Source organism: Streptomyces sp. JNUCC 63 (assembly GCF_054366325.1).
On the sequence record NZ_CM135963.1, the window covers coordinates 6,295,292 to 6,316,876 of the forward strand.

21 protein-coding genes and 1 tRNA gene are annotated in these 21,585 nt (G+C 73.0%); 13 read left to right on the forward strand and 9 right to left on the reverse strand.

Annotated elements, in window-relative coordinates:
* The first annotated feature begins 5 nt into the window (after positions 1 to 5).
* The 4 genes from ACX25U_RS28995 (at position 6) to ACX25U_RS29010 (ending at position 4,354) form a co-directional block, all read left to right on the forward strand.
* On the forward strand, positions 6 to 956 hold the full coding sequence (locus tag ACX25U_RS28995) for a hypothetical protein (protein ID WP_454384294.1): 951 nt from the start codon (positions 6 to 8) through the stop codon (positions 954 to 956).
* Positions 957 to 1,102: 146 nt separating this feature from the next.
* Positions 1,103 to 2,650 (forward strand): APC family permease, encoded by a 1,548-nt coding sequence (locus ACX25U_RS29000; RefSeq protein ID WP_454384296.1) that lies wholly within the window; start codon positions 1,103 to 1,105, stop codon positions 2,648 to 2,650.
* 365 nt (positions 2,651 to 3,015) lie between these two features.
* The gene (locus ACX25U_RS29005; RefSeq protein ID WP_454384298.1) at positions 3,016 to 3,744 is read left to right on the forward strand and encodes a molybdopterin-dependent oxidoreductase; all 729 of its coding nucleotides are present in this window, start codon (positions 3,016 to 3,018) and stop codon (positions 3,742 to 3,744) included.
* Positions 3,728 to 4,354 (forward strand): cytochrome b/b6 domain-containing protein, encoded by a 627-nt coding sequence (locus tag ACX25U_RS29010; RefSeq protein WP_454384300.1) that lies wholly within the window; start codon positions 3,728 to 3,730, stop codon positions 4,352 to 4,354. Before ACX25U_RS29005 ends, ACX25U_RS29010 begins: the two co-directional genes overlap by 17 nt.
* An 88-nt stretch (positions 4,355 to 4,442) precedes the next feature.
* Here the strand turns inward: ACX25U_RS29010 and ACX25U_RS29015 are convergent, their stop codons facing one another.
* The 4 genes from ACX25U_RS29015 to ACX25U_RS29030 all read right to left on the reverse strand — a co-directional run bounded on the left by ACX25U_RS29015 (position 4,443) and on the right by ACX25U_RS29030 (position 8,270).
* Positions 4,443 to 5,468 (reverse strand): L-idonate 5-dehydrogenase, encoded by a 1,026-nt coding sequence (locus ACX25U_RS29015; RefSeq protein WP_454384302.1) that lies wholly within the window; start codon positions 5,466 to 5,468, stop codon positions 4,443 to 4,445.
* A gap of 14 nt (positions 5,469 to 5,482) precedes the next feature.
* Positions 5,483 to 6,244: an SDR family oxidoreductase gene (locus tag ACX25U_RS29020; protein ID WP_454384304.1), complete on the reverse strand. Its 762-nt coding sequence runs from the start codon at positions 6,242 to 6,244 to the stop codon at positions 5,483 to 5,485.
* A 10-nt stretch (positions 6,245 to 6,254) separates the two neighbouring features.
* Positions 6,255 to 7,652 (reverse strand): GntT/GntP/DsdX family permease, encoded by a 1,398-nt coding sequence (locus tag ACX25U_RS29025; protein ID WP_454384305.1) that lies wholly within the window; start codon positions 7,650 to 7,652, stop codon positions 6,255 to 6,257.
* Between the two features lie 72 nt (positions 7,653 to 7,724).
* Positions 7,725 to 8,270 (reverse strand): gluconokinase, encoded by a 546-nt coding sequence (locus tag ACX25U_RS29030; RefSeq protein WP_454394559.1) that lies wholly within the window; start codon positions 8,268 to 8,270, stop codon positions 7,725 to 7,727.
* 142 nt (positions 8,271 to 8,412) lie between these two features.
* On the opposite strand from ACX25U_RS29030, the gene ACX25U_RS29035 reads away from it, so the two are divergent.
* Positions 8,413 to 9,114: a FadR/GntR family transcriptional regulator gene (locus ACX25U_RS29035; protein WP_454384307.1), complete on the forward strand. Its 702-nt coding sequence runs from the start codon at positions 8,413 to 8,415 to the stop codon at positions 9,112 to 9,114.
* Positions 9,115 to 9,125: 11 nt separating this feature from the next.
* On the opposite strand, the gene ACX25U_RS29040 is transcribed toward ACX25U_RS29035, so the two are convergent.
* On the reverse strand, positions 9,126 to 9,500 hold the full coding sequence (locus ACX25U_RS29040) for a YchJ family protein (RefSeq protein WP_454384309.1): 375 nt from the start codon (positions 9,498 to 9,500) through the stop codon (positions 9,126 to 9,128).
* A gap of 357 nt (positions 9,501 to 9,857) precedes the next feature.
* Between ACX25U_RS29040 and ACX25U_RS29045 the strand changes: the two genes are divergently transcribed.
* Positions 9,858 to 10,169, forward strand: coding sequence for a dsRBD fold-containing protein (locus ACX25U_RS29045; protein ID WP_454384310.1), 312 nt, complete (start codon positions 9,858 to 9,860; stop codon positions 10,167 to 10,169).
* 12 nt (positions 10,170 to 10,181) lie between these two features.
* Positions 10,182 to 11,519 (forward strand): phosphoribosyltransferase family protein, encoded by a 1,338-nt coding sequence (locus ACX25U_RS29050; RefSeq protein ID WP_454384312.1) that lies wholly within the window; start codon positions 10,182 to 10,184, stop codon positions 11,517 to 11,519.
* 145 nt (positions 11,520 to 11,664) lie between these two features.
* On the opposite strand, the gene ACX25U_RS29055 is transcribed toward ACX25U_RS29050, so the two are convergent.
* Positions 11,665 to 11,751: transfer RNA gene (locus ACX25U_RS29055), tRNA-Leu, on the reverse strand.
* A 207-nt stretch (positions 11,752 to 11,958) separates the two neighbouring features.
* On the opposite strand from ACX25U_RS29055, the gene ACX25U_RS29060 reads away from it, so the two are divergent.
* The 3 genes from ACX25U_RS29060 (at position 11,959) to ACX25U_RS29070 (ending at position 14,870) form a co-directional block, all read left to right on the forward strand.
* Positions 11,959 to 13,284, forward strand: coding sequence for a M20/M25/M40 family metallo-hydrolase (locus tag ACX25U_RS29060; protein WP_454384313.1), 1,326 nt, complete (start codon positions 11,959 to 11,961; stop codon positions 13,282 to 13,284).
* Between the two features lie 192 nt (positions 13,285 to 13,476).
* A complete protein-coding gene (gene chpH / locus ACX25U_RS29065; RefSeq protein WP_454384315.1) occupies positions 13,477 to 13,710 on the forward strand; it encodes a chaplin ChpH in 234 nt (77 codons plus the stop codon).
* Positions 13,711 to 13,937: 227 nt separating this feature from the next.
* Positions 13,938 to 14,870 carry a chaplin family protein gene (locus ACX25U_RS29070; protein ID WP_454384316.1) on the forward strand — a complete coding sequence of 311 codons (933 nt, stop codon included), beginning with the start codon at positions 13,938 to 13,940 and terminating at the stop codon, positions 14,868 to 14,870.
* A gap of 73 nt (positions 14,871 to 14,943) precedes the next feature.
* Here the strand turns inward: ACX25U_RS29070 and ACX25U_RS29075 are convergent, their stop codons facing one another.
* Positions 14,944 to 15,132, reverse strand: coding sequence for a DUF5703 family protein (locus tag ACX25U_RS29075; protein WP_030244084.1), 189 nt, complete (start codon positions 15,130 to 15,132; stop codon positions 14,944 to 14,946).
* A 47-nt stretch (positions 15,133 to 15,179) separates the two neighbouring features.
* On the opposite strand from ACX25U_RS29075, the gene ACX25U_RS29080 reads away from it, so the two are divergent.
* Complete coding sequence (locus ACX25U_RS29080; RefSeq protein WP_454384318.1) at positions 15,180 to 15,926, forward strand: hypothetical protein; 747 nt, start codon at positions 15,180 to 15,182, stop codon at positions 15,924 to 15,926.
* A gap of 44 nt (positions 15,927 to 15,970) precedes the next feature.
* Here the strand turns inward: ACX25U_RS29080 and ACX25U_RS29085 are convergent, their stop codons facing one another.
* Together ACX25U_RS29085 and ACX25U_RS29090 are read right to left on the reverse strand one after the other, a co-directional pair.
* The gene (locus ACX25U_RS29085) at positions 15,971 to 18,373 is read right to left on the reverse strand and encodes a helix-hairpin-helix domain-containing protein (RefSeq protein WP_454384320.1); all 2,403 of its coding nucleotides are present in this window, start codon (positions 18,371 to 18,373) and stop codon (positions 15,971 to 15,973) included.
* Positions 18,370 to 19,353 (reverse strand): aldo/keto reductase, encoded by a 984-nt coding sequence (locus tag ACX25U_RS29090; RefSeq protein WP_454384322.1) that lies wholly within the window; start codon positions 19,351 to 19,353, stop codon positions 18,370 to 18,372. The genes ACX25U_RS29085 and ACX25U_RS29090 overlap by 4 nt, the downstream gene beginning before the upstream one ends.
* 120 nt (positions 19,354 to 19,473) lie before the next feature.
* On the opposite strand from ACX25U_RS29090, the gene ACX25U_RS29095 reads away from it, so the two are divergent.
* Both ACX25U_RS29095 and ACX25U_RS29100 read left to right on the forward strand, forming a co-directional pair.
* Positions 19,474 to 20,529: an LLM class F420-dependent oxidoreductase gene (locus tag ACX25U_RS29095; protein WP_454384324.1), complete on the forward strand. Its 1,056-nt coding sequence runs from the start codon at positions 19,474 to 19,476 to the stop codon at positions 20,527 to 20,529.
* Between the two features lie 237 nt (positions 20,530 to 20,766).
* A complete protein-coding gene (locus ACX25U_RS29100) occupies positions 20,767 to 21,573 on the forward strand; it encodes a ferritin-like domain-containing protein (RefSeq protein WP_454384326.1) in 807 nt (268 codons plus the stop codon).
* Positions 21,574 to 21,585: the final 12 nt, after the last annotated feature.

Genomic DNA, 21,585 nt, shown 5'->3' on the forward strand with positions numbered 1-21,585 from the left:
CCGCGGTGCCCCCACCCCCGCCTCCCCTCGGCCGCGGCCGCAAGCGAGCGGCCCAGGCCTTCGACGCCGCTCTCGACGACACGGAACTCGTCACCACCCGCGCCGCGTTGGCCCAGGGCCGGTGGCAGGCGGTGCGCTCGCTGCTCGCCCGCACCGGGGACGACTGGGACCGCCGCGGGCACCGCGTCACCGTCCTCGCCGAGGAGTCCCACACCGCCGGCTGGGCCCGCGAGTGGCTGCTCGCCGAGCCCGAGTCCGCCGACGCCTCCGTACTGCTCGGCATGGCCCTGGTGCGGGGTGCCCTGCGCGGCAAGGGCAAACCCGGCCCGGCCCGAGAGGCCTGCCGGGCGGCGGCCGTCCTCGCGCCCGCCGACCCCACGCCATGGCTCGGTCTGCTCCTGCTCGAGCGCGGCCTCGGCGGCGAGGAGGACGTGGCCCGCCTCTTCGACAGGGTCCGCCACCGCCACCCCGACCACCACCACGCCCACCACGTGATGGTGTCCTGGCTCGCCGAGCGCCACGCCGACACCGGCCCGGACCCCCTCCACGAGGTGTACGACTTCGCCAACTGGGCCGCCGAGCAGGCGCCCGCCGACTCGCCCCTGGCCATCCTCCCGGTGGTCGCGCACGCCGAGCGCTACCGCGTCCTGGCCGCCGGCGGCCACCTGCCCGCCGAACCGGTCGCCTCCGGGCACTGGGCGGGCCGCCGGGCCCGGCAGGTGCTGAAGGCCGCGTTCGACTGGTGGCTGGAGTGGGAGCAGGAGGACCACCCCCGCCGCCTGGTCGACCTGAACTTCCTCGCCCACGCCAAGCACTGCCAGGGCCGGGGCGCCGAAGCCGCCGCCCTGTTCCACCGCATCGGCGACCACCCCACCCCGGTGCCGTGGTCGTATCCCGACCGGGACCCGTACACCGCCTTCCGCACCGCCCGCGCCGGCGCCCTCGGCGCGGTGTAGCGCCCCACGAGCGCCGGCGCACCACCCCGAGCCGCACGACCCGGACGACTCCGAGCCGCACGAACGCACGAACGCAAGCCCGCAAGCCCGCAAGCCCGCACCCCCGTACGACCGACGACCCCGACCCCCGAAAGGACGAACCCCCGATGACGACGGGCAGTTCGAGCACGAGCAGAACCACCGCCGACGCCGGCGGCATCAGCACCTTCAAGGGCCAGGAGCGCGCCCTGCGCGCCGACCGCCTCGGCACGGGGGGCCTGCTGCTCTCCGTCCTCGCCGCGACCGCCCCGCTCATGGTGGTCGCGGGTGTCATGCCCACCACATTCGCGGTGATGGGGATCGTCGGCCAGCCGCTGCTCTTCGTGGTCCTCGGCACGGTGCTGATCCTCTTCAGCATCGGGTACGCCGAGATGAGCCGCCACGTCCACAACGCGGGCGCCTTCTACGCGTACATCTCCCGCGGCCTCGGCGGCACGGCGGGCGCGGGCGCGGCCCTGGTCGCCCTCGTCGCCTACAACGCCCTCCAGGCCGGCATCTACGGGATCTTCGGCTTCGAGGTCTCCAACCTGTTCGCCACCTACGCCGACCTCACCGTCGCCTGGTGGATACCGGCCCTCGCCGCCGCGGCCGCCGTCGGCGTGCTCGGCTGGCTGAAGATCGACGTCAACGCGCGCGTGCTCGGCGTGCTGCTGGTCATCGAGGTCGTCCTCGTCGTGATCTTCGACGTGGCCGCGGTCGCCGACCCCGCCAAGGAGGGCCTGTCCCTGCACGCCTTCAACCCCGAGACGCTCTCCGGCGCCGGCATCGGCACCGCGCTGTGCTTCTGCATCGCCGCCTTCCTCGGCTTCGAGCAGGCCCCGGTGTACGCCGAGGAGACCAGCCGCCCGCACATCCTGGTCCCGCGCGTGATGTTCCTCGCCGTCGGCGGCGTCGCCGTGTTCTTCGCGATCAGCAGCTGGGCGCTCACCGTCGCCACCGGCCCCTCGGCGATCGTCGGCACGGCGCAGAAGGAGAGCGCCGGGCTGCTGTTCACCCTGACCGAGTCCCGGCTCGGCGCCACCTTCACCGACGTCCTGCACGTGCTGTTCGTGACCGGCATGTTCGCGGCCATGCTCAGCTTCCACAACGTCGTCGCCCGCTACGCCTTCGCCATGGGCCGCGAGGGCCTGCTGCCGGCGGCCTTCGGGCGCACCTCCAGCAGCAGCGGCGCCCCCGCGACCGGATCGCTCTCCCAGACGATCGTCTCGCTGGTCGTCGTGATCGCCTTCGCGGCCACTGACGACAAGCCGGCCGGCGACCCGACCGCGCCCGTGCTGCACCTGTTCACCTGGTTCGGCAACCTCGGCGCGCTCGGCGTGATCGTCCTGATGGCCATGGCCTCCCTGTCGGTGATCGTCTTCTTCGTACGGCGCGGAGCGGCGGCCGCGCAGGCCTGGCGGCTGGTGACCTCCGCCCTGGCCGGCCTGGCCCTGCTGGTGATCGCCGCCTACACCGTCAAGGACTTCGACGTCCTGGTCGGCACCGGCCCCGGTTCGGCCCTGAGCCGGGTGCTGCCCGGCATCATCGGTCTCGCCCTCGTCGTCGGCCTGGTCCAGGGCGCCGTACTGCGCTCCCGCCGGCCGGAGGCCCACGCTCGCATCGGCCTGGGCAACGAGGCGTTCCAGCTGGAGAAGGCGGCGGAGGCGGCGTCGTAGGCATGCCTCCGCCGAGAAACACATAAAAATGATGGCGGAAGGCCGACGAACATCCGTGACCCCTGGTCTCCCGGGGGTCTCGGATGCTCGAATGAAGGTTGAACCCTCTCCCAGCCGAAGCAGGGAGATTCCTGGCTCGAGCCGCTCATTCGCTCAGCGAGCGAACGAGTCCGACGCCCTCAACACCAGCCGGGTTGGAACCAGCCCGGTTTCCCCAAGGAACGGAGGGTTGGTGTGCTGGCTTGGTTCTCGCTCAACACGTCGTACGTGCTCGGTTCTCGCAACGCACGAAACGTGGCTCACCCGATCAAGCGGGCGGTACCCCCAACCCGGCCTGAGGGCCGGAGCATCCTCGGAGGAACCCGGTGAACCCCGAACCACCACCCGAGGAGGAGGGCCGCCCGATAGGCCGCCGCGTCCTCCTCGGCACCCTCGGCCTCGGCGCGCTGGGCGTGGTCGCCGCACCCACGCTGCAACGCGGCCTGGAGGGCATCCTCGGTGCCGTCTCCGGCAGGGACCCCACCGGCCTGAGCGGCCTGCTCCCGAACGGCGGCGGCTTCCGCTACTACTCGGTCGCCGCGTCCGTCCCGCACAAGGACGCCACGACCTACCGCCTCACCGTCGACGGCCTCGTCGACCACCCGGCGACGTACACACTGGCCGACCTCCGGGCCCTGCCCCGGACCCGCATGGTCCGCGACGTCCAGTGCGTCACCGGCTGGCGGGTGCCCGGCACGCCCTTCGAGGGCGTACTGCTGTCCCACCTGCTCGACCTGGCCGGAGTGCGGGCGCGGGCCGGAGCCGTGCGCTTCACCTGCTTCGACGGCACCTACACCGAGAGCCTCACCCTCGCCCAGGCCCGCCGCTCCGACGTCCTGGTCGCGCTGCGCATGCGGAACAAGGACCTGGGCCACGAACACGGCGGCCCGGTCCGCCTGTACGTCGCCCCCATGTACTTCTACAAGTCCGCCAAGTGGCTCTCCGGCATCACCGTCACCGACCGCGTCGAGCCCGGCTACTGGGAACACCTCGGCTACGACGTCGACGCCTGGGTCGGCCGCTCCAACGGACGGACCGATGTCCCTACGAGCTGACACCCCGGCCCCGGCCGGCACCCGCGTCCGCCGCTTCACCCGGGCCGAGCGGTGGGTGCACCGGACCACGGCCGCGCTCATGGGCGTGTGCGTGGTGACGGCGGCCTGCCTGTACATCCCGCAGCTCGCCGAACTGGTGGGCCGCCGCGAGCTGGTGGTCCGCGTCCACGAGTGCGCGGGCCTCGCCCTGCCCGTACCGGTCCTGCTGGGCCTGGCCTCCCGCGCCTTCCGCGCCGACCTGCGCTTCCTCAACCGCTTCGGCCCGCACGACCGTCTCTGGCTGCGTGCCGCCCTGTGCCGCGACAAACGCCGTTCCTCGCGCCCGGCCGGCAAGTTCAACGCCGGTCAGAAGATCTACGCCGCCTGGATCGCCGGAGCCGGCCTCGTCATGCTCGGCACCGGCCTGATGATGTGGTTCACCCACCTCACCCCCCTGGCCTGGCGCACCAGCGCGACCTTCGTCCACGACTGGCTCGCCCTGACCATCGGCATCGTCCTGGCCGGCCACATCGGCATGGCCCTCGGCGACCCGGAAGCCCGCAGAGGCCTGCGCACGGGCCTGGTCACCCACGCATGGGCGGACAACGAACACCCGCTGTGGCGGCCTTAGGCCGTCGCCCCGTGGCCGGCCCACGCGGTGCGGCCCACCCGCCGCTCGGTGAACGACGAGTGGGCCGTGCCATCCGTGTGACCGCCGCTCAGGCGCCGAAGTCCAGCAGCACCTTGCAGGACCGGCCGCGGTCCGCCGCCAGTGCGAACGCCGACTCCGCGTCCCGGACCGGGACCACCGCGCTGATCAGCTCGTCGAAGACGGGTTCGGCGGCCAGAAGCCGCAGCGCCTCGTCGAACTCCTCGTCGAAGCGGAACGCTCCGCGCAGTTCGATCTCCCGGCTCACCACGAGGTTGCCGGCGAACGGGGACTGGCCGGGCGGCAGCATGCCGAGCTGGACGACGACCCCGCCGCGCCGTATCAGCCGCAGGCAGGTGTCCAGGCCGGCCGCCACCCCGGACGCCTCCACGGCCACGTCCACCTCGGACGGCCACCCGGCATCCTCGGGATCGTCGGCCCGCACGACCGTGTCGGCGCCCGCGGCCGAGGCGTACTCCAGCGCCCGCGGCAGCAGGTCGGTGACGGTCACCCGGGCCGCGCCCGCCGCCTTCGCCGCCGCGACGACCAGGCAGCCGATCGGGCCGGCGCCGGTCACCAGCACGTGCCGGCCCGCGACCTCCCCGGCCCGCCGCACCGCGTGCAGCGCCACCGACAGCGGCTCGGCGAGAGCGGCCCGGCGCAGCTCGAGACCGGCCGCAAGCGGCCGCAACTGCTCGGCCGGGACGATCACCTGAGCCGCGAAGCCGCCCTGGACGTGCGGGAAGCGGGCCGCGCTGCCGAGGTAGCGGGTGTCCCGGCAGATGTTCCGCCGCCCGCCCGCGCACTCCGGGCAGGCCCCGCACGGGGTCGCCGGGTGCACCGCGACCGCCGTACCCGGGACCGGGCCCGAGGCTCCGGCGCCGTAGGAGACGACCGTTCCCACCACCTCGTGGCCGAGCAGCATCGGCTCCTTCAGCAGGAAGTCGCCGACCCCGCCGTGGCGCCAGTAGTGGAGGTCGGAGCCGCACACCCCGCCGTAGCGGACGGCGACCAGCGCCTGCCCGGGACCGGGCTCGGGCACCGGCAGCTCCTCGACACGCAGGTCCCCTTGACCGTGGATCACACAACCGAGCACCTCTGGCGCCCCTTTCACAACACGCTCGTCATGCCGCCGTCGACGTACAGCACCTGCCCGGAGACGAAGTCCGCGGCCGGGGAGGCGAGGAACAGCACCCCGCCCACCAGGTCCTCGGTACGCCCCCAGCGCCCGGCCGGGGTGCGACGGCGCACCCAGGCGCTGAACTCCTCGTCCTCGACGAGGGGTTTGGTCAGCTCGGTCTCGATGTAGCCCGGGCCGAGGCCGTTGACCTGCACCCCGTACGGGCCCCAGTCGGCGCACATGCCCTTGGTGAGCATCTTCAGCGCGCCCTTGGTCGCCGCGTACGGCGCGATGCCGGGGCGGACCACCTCGCTCTGCAGCGAGCAGATGTTGATGATCTTCCCGTGGCCGCGCCCGGTCATCCGCCGCGCGGCCTCGCGGCCGACGAGGAAGGCGCTGGTGAGGTTGGTGTCCAGGATCCGGTGCCAGTCGGAGTCGGTGAACTCCAGCAGGGGCGCGCGCAGTTGCATGCCCGCGTTGTTGACGAGGATGTCGAGCGGGCCCACCCGCTCCTCGACATCCGCGATCCCCGCGGCCACCGAAGGACCATCGGTCACATCGAACGCGGCCGTGTGGACGTCACCGGGCAACTCGGCGGCGGCCTTGGCCAGTGTCCCGCCGTCCCGCCCGTTCAGGACGACCGTGCAGCCGGCCTCGGCCAGCCCGCGTGCCAGCGCCAGCCCGATACCGCGGCTGGAACCGGTCACCAGGGCCGTACGACCGCTGATGTCGAAGAGGGGGTGAGCCGTCATCGCCGTACTCCTAGATCACCAGGGACAACAGCAGGACCAGGGCACCGGCGACCACCGAGATGATCGTCTCCATGACCGACCAGCTCTTGACCGTCTGTCCGACGCTCATTCCGAAGTACTCCTTCACCAGCCAGAACCCGGCGTCGTTGACATGGCTGAAGAAGAGCGAACCGGCGCCGATGGCCAGGACCAGCAGGGCGGCGTGGGTGGTCGACATGTCGGCCGCGAGCGGGGCGACCAGACCGGCCGCCGAGATGGTCGCCACGGTCGCCGAACCGGTCGCGAGCCGGATCGCCACCGCGATCAGCCAGGCCAGCAGCAGCGCCGGGATCGACCAGTCCTTGGATATGTCCAGGACCATCTGGCCCACACCGCAGTCGATCAGCGTCTGCTTGAAGCCGCCGCCCGCGCCGACGATCAGCAGGATGCCGGCGATGGGCATGAGGCTCTTGTCGATGGTCCGCGAGATCCGGTCCTTGCTGAACCCGGCCGGGAGGCCCAGCGTGAAGATGCCGACGATCACGGCGACGAGCAGCGCGATCATCGGGGAGCCGATGATGTCGAAGACGCGCTGGGTCATGTTCGCGGGGTCGTCCACGACGATGTCGACCAGGGCCTTGGCCAGCATCAGGACCACCGGCAGCAGCACCGTGGCCAGCGTGGCGCCGAAGCTGGGGCGCCGCTCGAGCTCCTCCGACGGGCGCTGGGGCAGCATCCGGTCGGGGACGGGGACATCCACCCAGCGGGCCGCGAACCTGGCGAACAGCGGACCGGCGATGATCACCGTCGGGATGGCGACCAGGATGCCGAGCGCCAGCGTCACGCCCAGGTTGGCGCCGACCGCGTCGATCGCGACCAGCGGACCGGGGTGCGGCGGGATCAGGCCGTGCATCACGGACAGACCGGCCAGCGCCGGGACACCGATGCGCATCAGGGAGTAGTTGCCGCGCTTGGCCACCATCAGCACCACCGGGATCAGCAGCACGATGCCGACCTCGAAGAACAGCGGCAGACCGATCACGGAGGCGATCAGCACCATCGCCCACGGCATCGCCCGCCCCCCGGCCTTCGCCAGGATCGTGTCGACGATCTCGTCGGCGCCGCCGGAGTCGGCGAGCATCTTGCCGAGAATCGCGCCGAGGGCGATCAGCACGCCCACGCCGGCGACCGTCGACCCCAGGCCGGCGGTGAAGCTGCTGATCGCCTTGTCGAGCGGCGCCCCGGCGATCGCGCCGAGCACCAGTGACCCGATGGTCAGCGACAGGAAGGCGTGCAGTTTGTACTTGGTGATGAGGAAGACGATGACGGCGATGCCCGCCAGGACGGCGATGCCCAGCTGAGCGTGTCCGGCCGAGGTGATCGGCGGGGGCGCGTCCGCTGCCAGCATCTCGACGCTGAGTCTGGTCACGGTGTTCCCTTGCAGGTGAAGTGGGATGTTGGGGAGAGGTGTGCCGCAGTCGGCGACCGTGGGGGAGGGGCGTTACCGCTGGGGCGGCCGCGCCTGGGTCGGCTGCGTGGAGCTGTCGAGGTCGTCCAGCGCGGCCAGGGCGCGCGCGGTGATCTCCTCGGGGGTGCCGGAGATGTCGACCGCGACGCCCCGCTCGTCCGGCTGGAGCGGCTGCAGCGTGGCGAACTGGGAGTCCAGCAGCGCCGTCGGCATGAAGTGACCCTGGCGGTTCGCCATGCGGTCCTCGATGAGCTCCCGGTCGCCCGTCAGATGGACGAACACGATCCCGGGGGCCGCGGCCCTCAGCCGGTCGCGGTACGACCGCTTCAGCGCCGAGCTGCTCACCACCCCGCCCAGCTCCGCCCGCCCGTGCGCCCAGGCGCCGATGGCGTCCAGCCACGGCCACCGGTCGTCGTCGTCGAGCGGGGTCCCGGCCGTCATCTTGGCGATGTTGGCCTCCGGATGGAAGTCGTCACCCTCGGCGTACGGGACGCCGAGCCGGGCGGCGAGCAGGGGACCGATCGTGGTCTTGCCCGTGCCGGCGACGCCCATCACCACGACGACGTGGGGGGTGCGCATCACTGCCTCGCTGTCTTCCTCGACATGCGACGTCGACATCCGACGTCCGCCATACTGAAACCCATAGGTACGACAAATTCAAGAGCGTGTGACTTATAAGTCTGACTTTTTGATTCCTTGATCCACGCCGTACCCTGAGGGCATGAGCACACCGGGCCGAGGGCTGCACGGCCGCGTACTGGACACCCTCGGCCCCGCCATCACCGCGGGCGAGTACCCGCCGGGCAGCGTGCTGCGGACCGACGAGCTGGCACAGCGCTTCGACGTGTCACGCTCCGTCATGCGCGAGGCGGTCCGCGTCCTGGAGTCCATGCGCCTGGTCACCTCGCGCCGCCGCGTCGGCGTGACCGTGCTGCCCAAGATGGAGTGGAACGTCTACGACCCGCAGGTCATCCGCTGGCGCATGGCGGGCGCCGACCGCCCCCGGCAACTGCGCTCCCTGACCGTGCTGCGCTCCGCGATCGAGCCGGTCGCGGCCGGCCTGGCCGCCCAGCACGCCACACCCGAGCAGTGCGCCGAACTCACCGAGTGCGCCCTCGGCATGGTCGCCAACTCACGCGGCCACCGGCTGCGGGAGTACCTGGTGCACGACATCGCCTTCCACCGCGTGATCCTCACGGCCTCCGGCAACGAGATGTTCGCCCGCCTCGGCGACGTCGTCGCCGAGGTCCTGACCGGCCGCACCCACCACGAGGTCATGTTCGAGGACCCCGACCCGGCCGCCGTCACCCTCCACGTGCAGGTCGCCGAGGCGGTCCGCGCGGGCGACGCGGACCGCGCCGAGCACCTGACCCGCGAGATCACCGTCGGCGCGCTGCACGAACTGGACATCCTGGCGCCGTAGACCCCGGCCGCCTACTCGTCGGGGAAGTCCCCGTCCACGTACACCCAGGCCCCGTCCACCCGCTCGAACCGGCTGCGCTCGTACAGCGAGCCACCCCGGTAGGACGCCCGGAACGTCACCGTCCCGGTCGTGTGGAAGGCGGAACCGCCCGTCGCGTCCAGCACCTCGAGACCCGTCCAGCGCATCCGCGCGTCCAGGTCGAGCCGCGCGGGCCGGGTGCGCGGATGCCACGTCCGCAGCAGGTACTCCGCGTCCCGGCGCACGAAGGCGCAGTACCGCGATCGCATCAGCGCCTCCGCGGTCGGCGCGGCGCCGCCGCCGTGGTAGCGGCCGCAGCACTGTTCGTACGGCCCGGGCAGCCCGCACGGGCAGGAACGCGTGGTCATGCCCTCATTCTGCCCGCGCCGGACCAGGGCCTGTCCGGCGGATCAAGCCGCAGGAAAACGGCGGCCGGCTGTCGGCCCCGGTGAGCGGGGGCGATGGGGTCCCCCTGCTCGAGCGAAGCCGAGAGCTCGGGGGAGTCGGCGACCGGCGACAAGGCCGCTGGGGCCTTGCTCGAAGAGCTCGGGGTGGGGGTCCCCCTGCTCGGAGAGCTTGGGGGAGTGCCGGCCCCCGAGTCTGAGGCATGATCCGCCGGACAGGCCCCGGGCACCTCGCCACCGGTGCGGCACGCGCCCGGTGGGGGCACAGTGGAAGAGGGTGCCCCGCACCCCGAGCCCACCACAGCCGAGGAGGGACCGACGATGACCCGACCCGTCGGCAACCGGCCTCCGTCCGCCAAGGAGTGGCGGCTGAACCTGTACCTGTCCGAACACGACCCGGACACCACCGCCCGGATCGTCCTGGACACCGGCGACAACGTCCTGGAGACCTGCGCGGAGGCCCGCCGCAACCCCTACGACAGGGACGTGCCCGAGATCGGCGACGAACTCGCGGCCGGCCGCGCGCTGATCGCACTGGGCCGCGAGTTGCTGCGCGCCGCCAACGGCGACATCAAGGCGGTGGGAGCGCCCGATGCGACGCCACCCGCCCCCCTGTGGTCGCCCAGGGAGTGAAGGAGCCCGACGGTGCTCTTCACGGACCGTATCGAAGCGGGCCGGCGACTGGCCGCCCGCCTGGACCACCTCAGGGGCCAGGACGTCGTGGTGCTCGGCCTGCCCCGGGGAGGCGTGCCGGTCGCCGCGGTCGTCGCGGAGGCCCTCGGCGCACCCCTGGACGTGTGCCTGGTACGGAAACTGGGCGTGCCCTCCCGGCCGGAGCTCGGCATGGGAGCCATCGGCGAGGACGGCGTACGCGTCCTCGGCCAGGAGGTGCTGCGCGCGGCCCACGTCCAGCCCGAGGCGCTGGCCCGCGTCGAGACGCGCGAGCGCCGCGAGCTCGAGCGGCGCGCCGCCCGCTACCGGGGCGAGCGGCCCCCGGCCGCCGTCGTCGGCCGGACCGTCGTGATCGTCGACGACGGCGTGGCCACCGGCTCCACCGCGCGGGCGGCCTGCCGCACGGTACGCGCGCGCGGGGCGGCGAGGACCGTCCTCGCGGTCCCCGTCGCACCACCGGACTGGACGGACCGGCTCGCCGGCGAGGCCGACGAGCTCGTCTGCCTCGCCACGCCGGCGGACTTCTTCGCGGTCGGCCAGTTCTACGCCGACTTCGCCCAGCTCGACGACGAGGACGTGGTCACCTTCCTCCACCGGGCGGCGGGCCGCTCTCCGGCCGACCGCGAGGTGGAGGTGGCGGCCGGCGCCGTACGCCTCGGCGGCCACCTGACCGTGCCCCCCGACGCCACCGGCGTCGTGGTCTTCGCCCACGGCAGCGGCAGCGGACGCCGCAGCCCGCGCAACCGCTTCGTCGCCGAGGGCCTCAACCAGGCCGGCCTCGGCACCCTCCTGTTCGACCTGCTCACCGAGGAGGAGGCGCGGGACCGCGCCAACGTGTTCGACACCGAGCTGCTGGCCACCCGCCTCACCGACGCCACCGCCTGGCTGCGCGCCCAGCCCGCCGCGGAAGGCCTGGCCGTCGGCTACTTCGGAGCCAGCACCGGCGCGGCCGCCGCCCTCTGGGCCGCCGCGGAATCCGGCGCCCGCGTCGCCGCGGTGGTCTCCCGCGGGGGCCGGCCGGACCTCGCGGGGGCGAGGCTCCCGGCGGTGACCGCCCCCACGCTGCTGATCGTCGGCGGTGCCGATCTCACGGTCCTCGACCTCAACCGGCAGGCGCAGGCCCGGATGACCTGCGAAAACCGACTCGCGGTCGTCCCTGGCGCCACTCACCTCTTCGAGGAGCGCGGCGCCTTGGAGACGGTGACCGCCTTGGCCCGCGACTGGTTCACGGACCACGTGACTCCGCTCCCCCACCCGAAGGAGGGGGGCTTCCGGCCCGAAGGCCGCGGTCCAGCCCGAACCGGTCCCTAGCGGGACGCGCAAAAACCACCCACGGGCCGGAAAGCGATTCCCCCACCGAATGAAGCCGGGGGTTCCCTCGGGGAAACGATGGCGGCGCATGTGCAACGGCACAAGGAAACGGTGCCGACCGACACCGGTCGACACCGTTTCCACGTGGTGTCCGAGGGGGGACTTGAACCCCCACGCCCTATACGGGCACTAGCACCTCAAGCTAGCGCGTCTGCCATTCCGCCACCCGGACGGGGTGTGTGTCGTGCGGGGTTCCCCCGCGGCGACGAAGGAAACATTACCAGGCTTTCGGGCGGGCCCGATCACCCGGCCCACGTGCCGGACGGTGCGCGCGGCGGGTGACGGGGCGGGGCTCTTGGGGTGGGGCGCGGGGAGGGGGAGGATGAGGGGACCACCGGCACACGTGGTGGACGACCGGCGCACAGTGGGAGGAAGCAGCGTGAGCGAGACGGACACGGCCAGGGGCGTCACCGGCGAGGACGAGGTCGTGGACCTCTGCCGCGAGCTGATCCGGATCGACACCAGCAACTACGGCGACCACTCGGGGCCGGGCGAGCGCAGGGCCGCCGAGTACGTCGCCGAGAAGCTCGCCGAGGTGGGGCTGGAGCCGAAGATCTTCGAGTCGCACCCGGGCCGGGCCTCGACCGTGGCCCGCATCGAGGGCGAGGACCCGTCCCGGCCCGCGCTGCTGATCCACGGCCACACCGACGTCGTACCGGCCAACGCCGACGACTGGACCCACCACCCGTTCTCCGGCGAGGTCGCGGACGGGTGCGTGTGGGGGCGCGGGGCGGTCGACATGAAGGACATGGACGCGATGACGCTGGCGGTCGTACGGGACCGGCTGCGCAGCGGCCGCAGGCCCCCGCGGGACATCGTGCTGGCGTTCCTCGCCGACGAGGAGGCCGGCGGGACGTACGGGGCGCGGTACCTGGTCGACCACCACCCCGACCTGTTCGAGGGCGTCACCGAGGCGATCAGCGAGGTGGGCGGCTTCTCCTTCACGGTCAGCGAACAGCGGCGGCTGTACCTGATCCAGACGGCCGAGAAGGGCATGCACTGGATGAAGTTGACCGTGGCCGGCACCGCGGGGCACGGTTCCATGATCCACCGGGACAACGCGATCACCGAGCTGTCGGAGGCCGTGGCCCGGCTCGGGCGGCACAAGTTCCCGGTGCGGGTGACCAAGACCACCCGGGCCTTCCTCGACGAACTCGGCGACGCGCTCGGCACCGAGCTCGACCCGGAGGACATGGACGGCACGATCGCCAGGCTCGGCGGCATCGCCAAGCTCATCGGCGCGACCCTGAGCAACACCGCCAACCCCACGCAGCTGGGCGCCGGCTACAAGGTCAACGTCATCCCGGGCGAGGCCACCGCGCATGTCGACGGGAGGTTCCTGCCCGGTTACGAGGAGGAGTTCCTCGCCGACCTGGACCGGATCCTCGGGCCCAGGGTCAGGCGCGAGGACGTGCACTCCGACAAGGCCGTCGAGACCACCTTCGACGGGGCCCTGGTGGAGGCGATGCAGTCCGCGCTGCTGGCGGAGGATCCGGCCGCCAAGGCCGTCCCGTACATGCTCTCCGGCGGCACCGACGCCAAGTCCTTCGACGACCTGGGCATCCGGGGCTTCGGCTTCGTGCCGCTGAAGCTGCCGCCGGAGCTGGACTTCGCAGGCATGTTCCACGGCGTGGACGAGCGGGTGCCGGTGGACGGCCTGAAGTTCGGCGTACGCGTGCTCGATCGGTTCATCGACGCGTCCTGAGGCGTTTTCGGGTGCTTTCCGGGTTCGGACAGTGCTCGAACAATGCCCGGCCGGGCCCGGATAATCGGCCGCGTGTGCGGAAGTGACCAAGGAAGAGTGAATGCGACCATAAGCTCGTAGCTCCATTACTCCCTCCTCGTTACAAGTGATGCGATCACCAAGAGAGATCGCTTTTGCCAACGAGGAGGAATAATGATCAAGAAGGTTGTCGCTGCCGCGGTTGCCACCGGTGGACTGGTTCTCGCGGGCGCCGGCGTGGCCGCCGCCGACTCCGGTGCCCAGGGTGCCGCCGTGCACTCCCCGGGCGTCGTTTCCGGCAACGTCGTGCAGGTGCCTGTGCACGTGCCGGTGAACGTCTGCGGCAACACGATCTCGGTGATCGGGCTGCTGAACCCCGCCTTCGGCAACACCTGCGTCAACAAGTGACGTGGTGCCCCGCCCCGTGAGGGTCTGACTCCATCGGCTCCGTAGGGGGGACTGAACCCGTCGGCCCCGGAGCGCACGCCATGTGCTCCGGGGCCGACCGGGTTTTCGCGCGGTCGCAACGGCGATTTCCGGCCGGGGTGAATACGCGTTCCGGAAGGTTTTTCGAAGGCCGAAAAGTCGAAAAATTTCGAAAAGGCCGAAGAGGTCGAAGGCAGGGATTCAGCGATATGCGACAGGTCACCCGCAAGGGCCTGATGACCGTGGCCGCAGCCACCGGCGTGATCGCCGCCGCGAGCGGCTACGCCCACGCCGACGCGGGCGCGGCCGGTGCCGCGTCCGGCTCGCCGGGCGTGCTGTCCGGCAACACGGTGCAGGTGCCGGTGCACGTGCCGGTGAACGTCTGCGGCAACACGGTCGACGTCGTCGGGCTGCTCAACCCGGCGGTGGGCAACACCTGCGTCAACCGGGGCGGCGGCAGCCACTCGCCCGGGGGGCACGGTGACTCCGGGCACGGTGACTCCGGTCACCACCGCTCCGGGCACGGTGGTTCGCATGCCGGTGGGCACACCGGCGGCTCGCCGGGCGTGGGCTCGGGCAACCACGTCCAGGTGCCGGTCGACGTGCCCGTCAATGTCTGCGGCAACAGCGTCGACGTGATCGGCGTGGGCAATCCGGCCCTGGGCAACCACTGCGGCAACGGCGGCGGTGGGCACCACGGCACGCCTCCGGGCGGCGGCCACGAGACCCCGCCCGAGCACCCGGGCACGCCCGGCAACCCCGGCACCCCGGAGCACCCCGGGACGCCGGGTCACCCGGGTACGCCGGGTCACCCGGGTACGCCGGGTCACCCGGGTACGCCGGGTCACCCGGGTACGCCGGGCCACCCGGGCACTCCCGGGAACCCTGGCGCGCCTGGTCAGCCCGGCACTCCCGCCCACCCCGGTACGTCGGCCACGCCCCCCGCCCCGGGTGGCGGCACCCCTGGTGGCTCCGCGCACGTGGACCAGCCGGGCACGCACTCCGTCGCCGCGCCCGGCAGCCGGGCGCAGCTCGCCCACACCGGCAGCGACCTGCCCATGAGCGCCGTCCTGCCGGTGGGCGCGGGAGCACTGCTCGCGGGCGCCGTGCTGTACCGCAAAACCCGGACCGCCACCCGGTAACCAGCGCCTACGGTGCGCATGACACAGCGGGCCCCGCATCCGTGGGGCCCGCTGTGGCTCGGGCCGTCTCGGCTCACCACGTGGCGCGCACCTGGCGGATGATCCGCCGACGCAACCGCACCCTGCGGCTGCCGTCGCGCAGCAGGCTCAGACGGTACAACTCCCAGTGTCCGTACTCGGCGTGGTCCGTCAGCAGACGTGCCGTCTCCTTGCGGGAGACCCCGCGCGGTACGTACACGTCGACAAATTCGTATTCCGGCATCGCATCTATTGTGCGGTCTGGGGCCCGGTACGGATAGCGTCTGCACTATGTCTGATGCTGCGCAGCCCACCGCTGCCGAGGTACGCGCCGCCGCCGAGGCGGTCAAGACCGCGCTCGACCGCCACCTGGCCGCGGTCGAACGCCGGTCGGGGGAGGAAGACCCGGCCGTCTACGAGGCGTTCAATCAGCTGGCCGCGGCCGCGGAGGCGTACGACGAGCTGCTCTACGACCGCTACGACGAGGTCACGCCCTTCGAGATCCCCGGTGACGACTCGCTGCCGCCGTACACGGGCCCGGAGGAACCGCACGCGATCAGCGTGCTGATCCGCCGCGACTACGCCGTGGCCGAGCCGCACCGGCTGCTGGCCCAGGCCCAGCGGGTGGAGGCCGCGGACAGCGAGGCCGGCACGGGCATCGACGGGAACGCCTCCGGAACGGTGCCCGGGGCGCTCGGCATCCTGTTCGGTGAGTTCGAACCGGACGAGATCGCCTCCCGGCACAACGAGTTCGGCCTGGAGGAGGGCGACTCCACCCTGTGGGTCACGGTCGCGGACGAGCCCGCCGACCCGGGCGACTGGCTGGAGGCCCCCTTCGAGCACGTCGACCAGCAGCGGGTCGTCTGCCGCTTCGACGTCAGCGCGGTCTTCGACGACGAGGACGGCGATGTCGATGAAGTCGATGACGTCGATGAAGTCGATGACGTCGATGACGTCGACGGCGATCTCGACGACGACGATCTCGGCACCGGACTCGACGACGAGGACCTGGAGCCGCTGGACGCGACCGACCGCTGAGCGGCGGCGGACACGCCCCGGGACCCCGGGACCTCGTCCCCGCCCTAGCCCGCCGCCCGTTCCCCTGCCACCCGCGCCTGCGTGCGGAGCAGGTCGGGCAGGCGGGTCGTACGGGGCTTCGCCGGCACCTCGGCCACGGCCCTCGGGAGAGCCTGCTCCACCCCGTGCACCACGGACAGGTGACGGCTCGCCCGGCCGAACGCCGTGTAGACCCACGGCCGGCTGAGCGCCCGCGCCGCGTCGCCGGGCAGCACCACGACCACCGCGGGCCACCGGCCGCCCACCGCCTGGTGCGCGGTCAGCGCCCACCCGTGCCGCACCTGCGTCTCCACCCGCTCCCTCGGTACGACCACGGGGGCGCCCGAGCAGGACAGGTGCAGTCCCTCGGCGTCGGCCTTCACCACGTGACCGGGCAGCGTACGGCCCGGGGCGGGGGAGTAGGCGATCCGGTCGCCCGGGTCGAAGCCGCCGAAGCGGCCGGGGCCCGGGTTGAGCCGTGCCTTCAGCGCCGCGTTCAACGCGCGGGTGCCGGCCGCGCCGCCGTGACCCGGGGTGATCACTGTCGTCTGCTCGGCCGGGACGCCGATGGCCCGCGGTACCGAGTCCGCGACGAGCTGCACGGTCCGGTGCACGGCCTCGCCCGCGTCCCGCACCGGAACGATCACGACCTCCTTGCCGGGCGCCGCCACCTCGTTGAGTTCGCCGACGCCGACACCGGAGACCAGCTCGCCCAGCGGGCCCTGGTCCGGCACGCGCGAGGCGATCTGGGGGCAGACCCGCGCCGCCAGCAGATCCGCGAAGACCCGTCCGGGCCCCACGGACCACAGCACCCCCGGATCCCCGGCCGGCACCAGCCGGGCGCCGTCCGGCAGCGACTCCACGAGCAGGGCCGCGGTCTCCACGTCCAGCTGGGGGGCGTCGAGCACGACGAGCAGGTCCAGGGCGAGTGAGCCGTCGTCGTCCCGGCCGGGGCCCTCGGCGCCGGACAGCAGTCCGGCCACCGTGGCGACGGGGGGCGCGGGCGTCCCGGACGGCCCGTCGGCCCGCTGGAGCTGCCGCAGCAGCTCCGCGAACCCGTCCCGGCCGAGCGGGCTGTGGGCGGCGGCCCACGCGCGCAGCCCAAGCCGCCGCGCCTCGTCCAGCAGCCGGGCGGGCTCCACGCGGGAGGCCTCACCTCCCGTGTGCAGTACGAGGCCGTGGCCGGCGACCGCGCGGAGCAGCTCGGCGGCGGAGCCCTGGGCGGAGGCGGCGGCCCGCTCCCAGTCCTCGGACGGACCACTCTCCTTCGGTACGGAGTTGAGCAGCCGGGCCAGTCCGTCGGCGAGACTCTCCTCCGCGAGCGCGTACCGCTCCAGGCCTACGAGGACGCGCACCGGGCGCTCGCCCTCCTCGCCCGCTTCCAGGGCGTCCTGGAAGGCCAGGGCCTCGCCCTCCGCGAGCGTGCTGTGCAGGGCCGCGTCGGGGTCGGGCACCGCCCGCTGGGCCAGGGCGGCGGTCAGCGCCGGGGCCTCCAGGACCGTGTGCCCGGCGAGGGCCGCCTGCTCCAGCAGCCACAGGGTGAAGGCCCGGCCGCGCCGCTCGTCGTCCGGAGCGCACTCCGCGCCGAGCAGGGTGCGCGCGAACCCGTCGGCCTGCTCCGGCCGTACGCCCCTCACGCGCAGCAGTTGCCATGGGTCGGCCCGCAGCCGCTCCTCCGCGCCCTCCCCGAGGGCCGCGGCTGCCTGAGGCGCGAGCGCCTCCGGGGCACCACCCTCGTTCAGCACGAGGCGCACGCCCCGGACGGTCTCGGGCGCGGGTGCCGCGGGCACGGTGGCCGCCTCGACGGAGACGGGCCCGGGCCGCCGTACCGGCTCGGAGGCGGCCCGCCGCGGCACGGCCTCCGGCTCGGCGAAGACGCCGGCCGCGGGCTTCTCCCCGCTCTCCACGGCCCGCACCGCCGCCAGCAGATCAGCCGCCCTGCCGCTCAGCTTCCCCCCGCTCTCGACCGGGCCCTTCTTCGCCGCCTTCCGCCGCGCGATCCGCTCCCGCTCGACCCGCTGAGCCGCGAGCTCCGCCTCGGTCTCGGACACCCCGGCCGCGCCGGTACCGTCCGCAGCGTCCGTGCCCGCTGCCGCGTCGGGGCCGGCCGTCGGGCCGGCACCGCTCTTCGCGGTGGCCGCGCCGCCGGCCGGCTCGCCGCCCTCCCCAGGGCCGCCCTCGCGCGCACTGCTGCCGTCCGCAGCCGTGTCGCCGTCCGGCCCCGAGTCCTCCGCGGCGCTCTCGCGTGCGCCCGCGCCACTGTCGGGCGCACCGGCGGTCCCGTGCGGGCCCCCGCCCGGCTTCGCGGCGGCCGCGGTGCCGCTCCGTTCGTCGCTTTCCGTCGCGGTGCCGGTGTCCCGGGCGCCGGTTTCCGGGCCGGGATCCGGGGTGCCAGGCCCGGAGTGTTCCGTGGTCTCCGGCTCGCTCACAGCGTGCTCCAGTCGTGATCGGGATAGCGGTGCACGGGCGCCGACACGTCGTCGAGCGCCCGGCAGATCTCGTCAGGAAGACTAAGCGCCTCCACTGACAACGCCGCCGTGAGCTGCTGTGCGCTGCGGGCACCGATGATCGGCGCGGCCACGCCGGGGCGGTCGCGGACCCAGGCGAGGGCGACCTGGAGCGGGGTCACCGCCAGCCCGTCCGCCGCCGTGGACACCGCGTCCACGATGCGGCTCGCGGTGTCGTCGAGGTACGGCTCGACGAAGGGCGCCAGATGCTCCGAGCCGCCCCGCGAGTCCGGCGGCGTCCCGTTGCGGTACTTGCCGGTCAGTACACCGCGGCCCAGCGGTGAGGAGGGCAGCAGGCCGATGCCCAGGTCGAGGGCGGCCGGCAGCACCTCGCGCTCGACGCCCCGCTGCAGCAGCGAGTACTCCATCTGCGTGCTCGCCAGCCGAGTGCGGGTGCCCGGCGCCGCGAGCTGCCAGGTCGCCGCCTTGGCCAGCTGCCAGCCACAGAAGTTCGAGACCCCGGCATAGCGCGCCCGGCCGCTGCCCACGGCCAGGTCGAGCGCTTGCAGGGTCTCCTCCAGCGGCGTGTACGGGTCGTAGGCGTGGACGTGCCACACGTCGACGTAGTCCGTGCCCAGGCGGACGAGCGAGGCGTCCAGCGCCGCGAGCAGATGGCCGCGGGAGCCGTCGAAGCGGCGGTCCGGGTCCGGGACGCTGCCCGCCTTGGTGGAGACGACCAGGTCACGGCGGGGCACGAGACCTTCCATGAGCCGCCCGAGCAGGTACTCGGCCTCCCCGTCGCCGTACACGTCCGCCGTGTCGACGAGGGTGCCGCCCGCCTCCCAGAACACCTTCAGCATGTCCGCGGCGTCGTGCTCGTCGGTGTCCCGGCCCCAGGTGAGGGTGCCGAGGCCGATGCGGGACACGCGCAGGCCCGTACGGCCGAGATGCCTCTGCTCCATGAACGCCGAGATTACTGGCCAGAACTGAGACGTGGGTTGCCTGTGGACAACCCAAAATCCCGTCGGCCCGCGCTAATGTTCCCCGCACAAGGAACGTTACTGATCGGTAAGGGGAACGGCATGCAGCTCGGGATCAACCTCGGCTACTGGGGTGCCGGGATGGACGCGGACAACCTGGCCGTCGCGCAGGAGGCGGACCGGCTCGGCTACGCCGTGTGCTGGGCGGCCGAGGCCTACGGCTCCGACGCGGCCACCGTGCTCACCTGGGTCGCCGCACAGACCGAGCGTATCGACGTCGGCTCGGCCATCTTCCAGATCCCCGCCCGGCAGCCCGCGATGACGGCGATGACGGCCGCCACCCTGGACTCGCTGTCCGGCGGCCGCTTCCGGCTCGGCCTCGGCGTCTCCGGCCCGCAGGTCTCCGAGGGCTGGTACGGCGTGAAGTTCGACAAGCCGCTGGCCCGCACCCGTGAGTACGTCGAGATCGTCCGCAAGGCGATGACCCGCGAGCGGCTGACGTACGACGGCGAGCACTGGACGCTGCCGCTGCCCGGTGGCCCGGGCAAGCCGATCAAGCTGACCGTGCACCCGCAGCGCGAGCACATCCCGCTCTACATCGCCGCCATCGGCCCGAAGAACCTGGAGCAGACCGGCGAGATCGCCGACGGCGCACTGCTCATCTTCCCCTCCGCCGACCACCTCGAGGAGACGGCGGTCAAGCACCTGCGCGCGGGCCGTGAGAAGGCCGGCAGGACCATGGACGGCTTCGACATCTGCCCGACCCTGCCGCTCGCCGTCGGCGACGACAAGGACGTGGCCCGGCTCGCCGACACCTTCCGCCCCTACACCGCGCTGTACGTCGGCGGCATGGGCAGCCGCAAGCAGAACTTCTACAACCAGCTCGCCCGCCGCATGGGCTACGAGAAGGCGGCCGTCGAGATCCAGGACAAGTACCTCTCGGGCGACAAGCAGGGCGCCGCGGCCGCCGTTCCGCAGGAACTCATCGACCGGACCACGCTGCTCGGTTCCGTCGACCGGATCGCGGACCGCATGAAGGCGTACGCGGCGGCCGGCGTCACCACGCTGACCCTCGCCCCCGCCGGCTTCACCCTGGAGGAGCGGCTCGCCTCGCTCCGCGCCGGCACCGAGGCCCTGGAGCGCGCGGGACTGGCGTAGCACGGGAGCACGCCCGACAAGCCGAAGGGCTTTCCACGGCCGTGGTGGGGGCTCGGGGGTCCACCCCGCCACGGCCGTCACGGAGAACAACGCGCCCGCCCCCGCGCGGTTACGCGCACCTCCGCGGCCCGCCGGCGCTCCGCCGTTCGGCGCAGCGCGCCCGCACCCCTGTTGCGGCACTCCCGCGGTCGCACTTGACTCGTTCTTCGCGGCAGTCCGGCAGGGAGGTGGCCCGCGATGCTCTCGCCCAGGAGCCTGTTCCAGGAGATCCTCGACCACGACGAATCCTTCCGGCTGTTCTGCTCCATCGCGGCCGGCGGCGAGGCGCAGGGCGGCTGGGAGAACCGCCGGATCGCCGCCCTCGTGCCGGAGAGCGAGCGCGACCTCGCCCCGAAGATCGCACGCCACGGCGCGGACGAGGACAAGCACGGGCGTATCTTCCGCGCCCTGCTGAGCAAGCGTGGCCTCGAACCCGTCCCGGTGCCCGCCGAGACCGACTACACGATGCTCCTGGAGAAGCGGGGCACCGGACTGGCGCACGCCAGGCTCAGGTCGGACGAGCCGCTCACCGTGGAGGACGTCATCGTCTACCTGGCCCACAGCCGGGTCACCGAACAGCGCGCCTGCGAGCAGATGGAGCTGCTGCGCCGGCACTTCGCCCACCACCCCGACGTGGGCCGGGCGGTGCGCATGATCGCGCGGGACGAGCACAACCACCTCGCCTACTGCCACGAGGAGCTGCTGCGCCTGGCCGCCGCCGGGCACGGCCGGACCATCCAGCGCACCCTGCACGCGTGCGCGTGGGCCGAGATCCGCGTCCACCGCGACGTCAGCCTCGCCGTGATGGCCCGCATGGGCCGCATCCTCGGCTGGACGAAGGCCCGCTCGGCGCTCATCGCGGCCGGCATCCACGCCGTGTACGTCTACGAGCGGCTGGTGGGCCGGCGGCGGATGGTGGCCCTGTCCATGCCCGAGCGCCGCGACGCCCTCGGCACACCCGCCGCCCCGGCACCCGCGTCCGAAGCCGAGCCGGAGCCCGCCTGACCGGCGGGCCGC

Excerpts from the sequence above, each read along its gene's own strand:
- ACX25U_RS29000 (WP_454384296.1), top strand. The coding sequence starts at position 1,103 with ATGACGACGGGCAGTTCGAGCACGAGCAGAACCACCGCCGACGCCGGC.
- ACX25U_RS29010 (WP_454384300.1), top strand. The coding sequence starts at position 3,728 with ATGTCCCTACGAGCTGACACCCCGGCCCCGGCCGGCACCCGCGTCCGC.
- ACX25U_RS29020 (WP_454384304.1), bottom strand. The coding sequence starts at position 6,244 with ATGACGGCTCACCCCCTCTTCGACATCAGCGGTCGTACGGCCCTGGTG.
- ACX25U_RS29030 (WP_454394559.1), bottom strand. The coding sequence starts at position 8,270 with ATGCGCACCCCCCACGTCGTCGTGGTGATGGGCGTCGCCGGCACGGGC.
- ACX25U_RS29035 (WP_454384307.1), top strand. The coding sequence starts at position 8,413 with ATGAGCACACCGGGCCGAGGGCTGCACGGCCGCGTACTGGACACCCTC.
- ACX25U_RS29040 (WP_454384309.1), bottom strand. The coding sequence starts at position 9,500 with ATGACCACGCGTTCCTGCCCGTGCGGGCTGCCCGGGCCGTACGAACAG.
- ACX25U_RS29045 (WP_454384310.1), top strand. The coding sequence starts at position 9,858 with ATGACCCGACCCGTCGGCAACCGGCCTCCGTCCGCCAAGGAGTGGCGG.
- chpH (WP_454384315.1), top strand. The coding sequence starts at position 13,477 with ATGATCAAGAAGGTTGTCGCTGCCGCGGTTGCCACCGGTGGACTGGTT.
- ACX25U_RS29070 (WP_454384316.1), top strand. The coding sequence starts at position 13,938 with ATGCGACAGGTCACCCGCAAGGGCCTGATGACCGTGGCCGCAGCCACC.
- ACX25U_RS29075 (WP_030244084.1), bottom strand. The coding sequence starts at position 15,132 with ATGCCGGAATACGAATTTGTCGACGTGTACGTACCGCGCGGGGTCTCC.
- ACX25U_RS29080 (WP_454384318.1), top strand. The coding sequence starts at position 15,180 with ATGTCTGATGCTGCGCAGCCCACCGCTGCCGAGGTACGCGCCGCCGCC.
- ACX25U_RS29090 (WP_454384322.1), bottom strand. The coding sequence starts at position 19,353 with ATGGAGCAGAGGCATCTCGGCCGTACGGGCCTGCGCGTGTCCCGCATC.
- ACX25U_RS29095 (WP_454384324.1), top strand. The coding sequence starts at position 19,474 with ATGCAGCTCGGGATCAACCTCGGCTACTGGGGTGCCGGGATGGACGCG.
- ACX25U_RS29100 (WP_454384326.1), top strand. The coding sequence starts at position 20,767 with ATGCTCTCGCCCAGGAGCCTGTTCCAGGAGATCCTCGACCACGACGAA.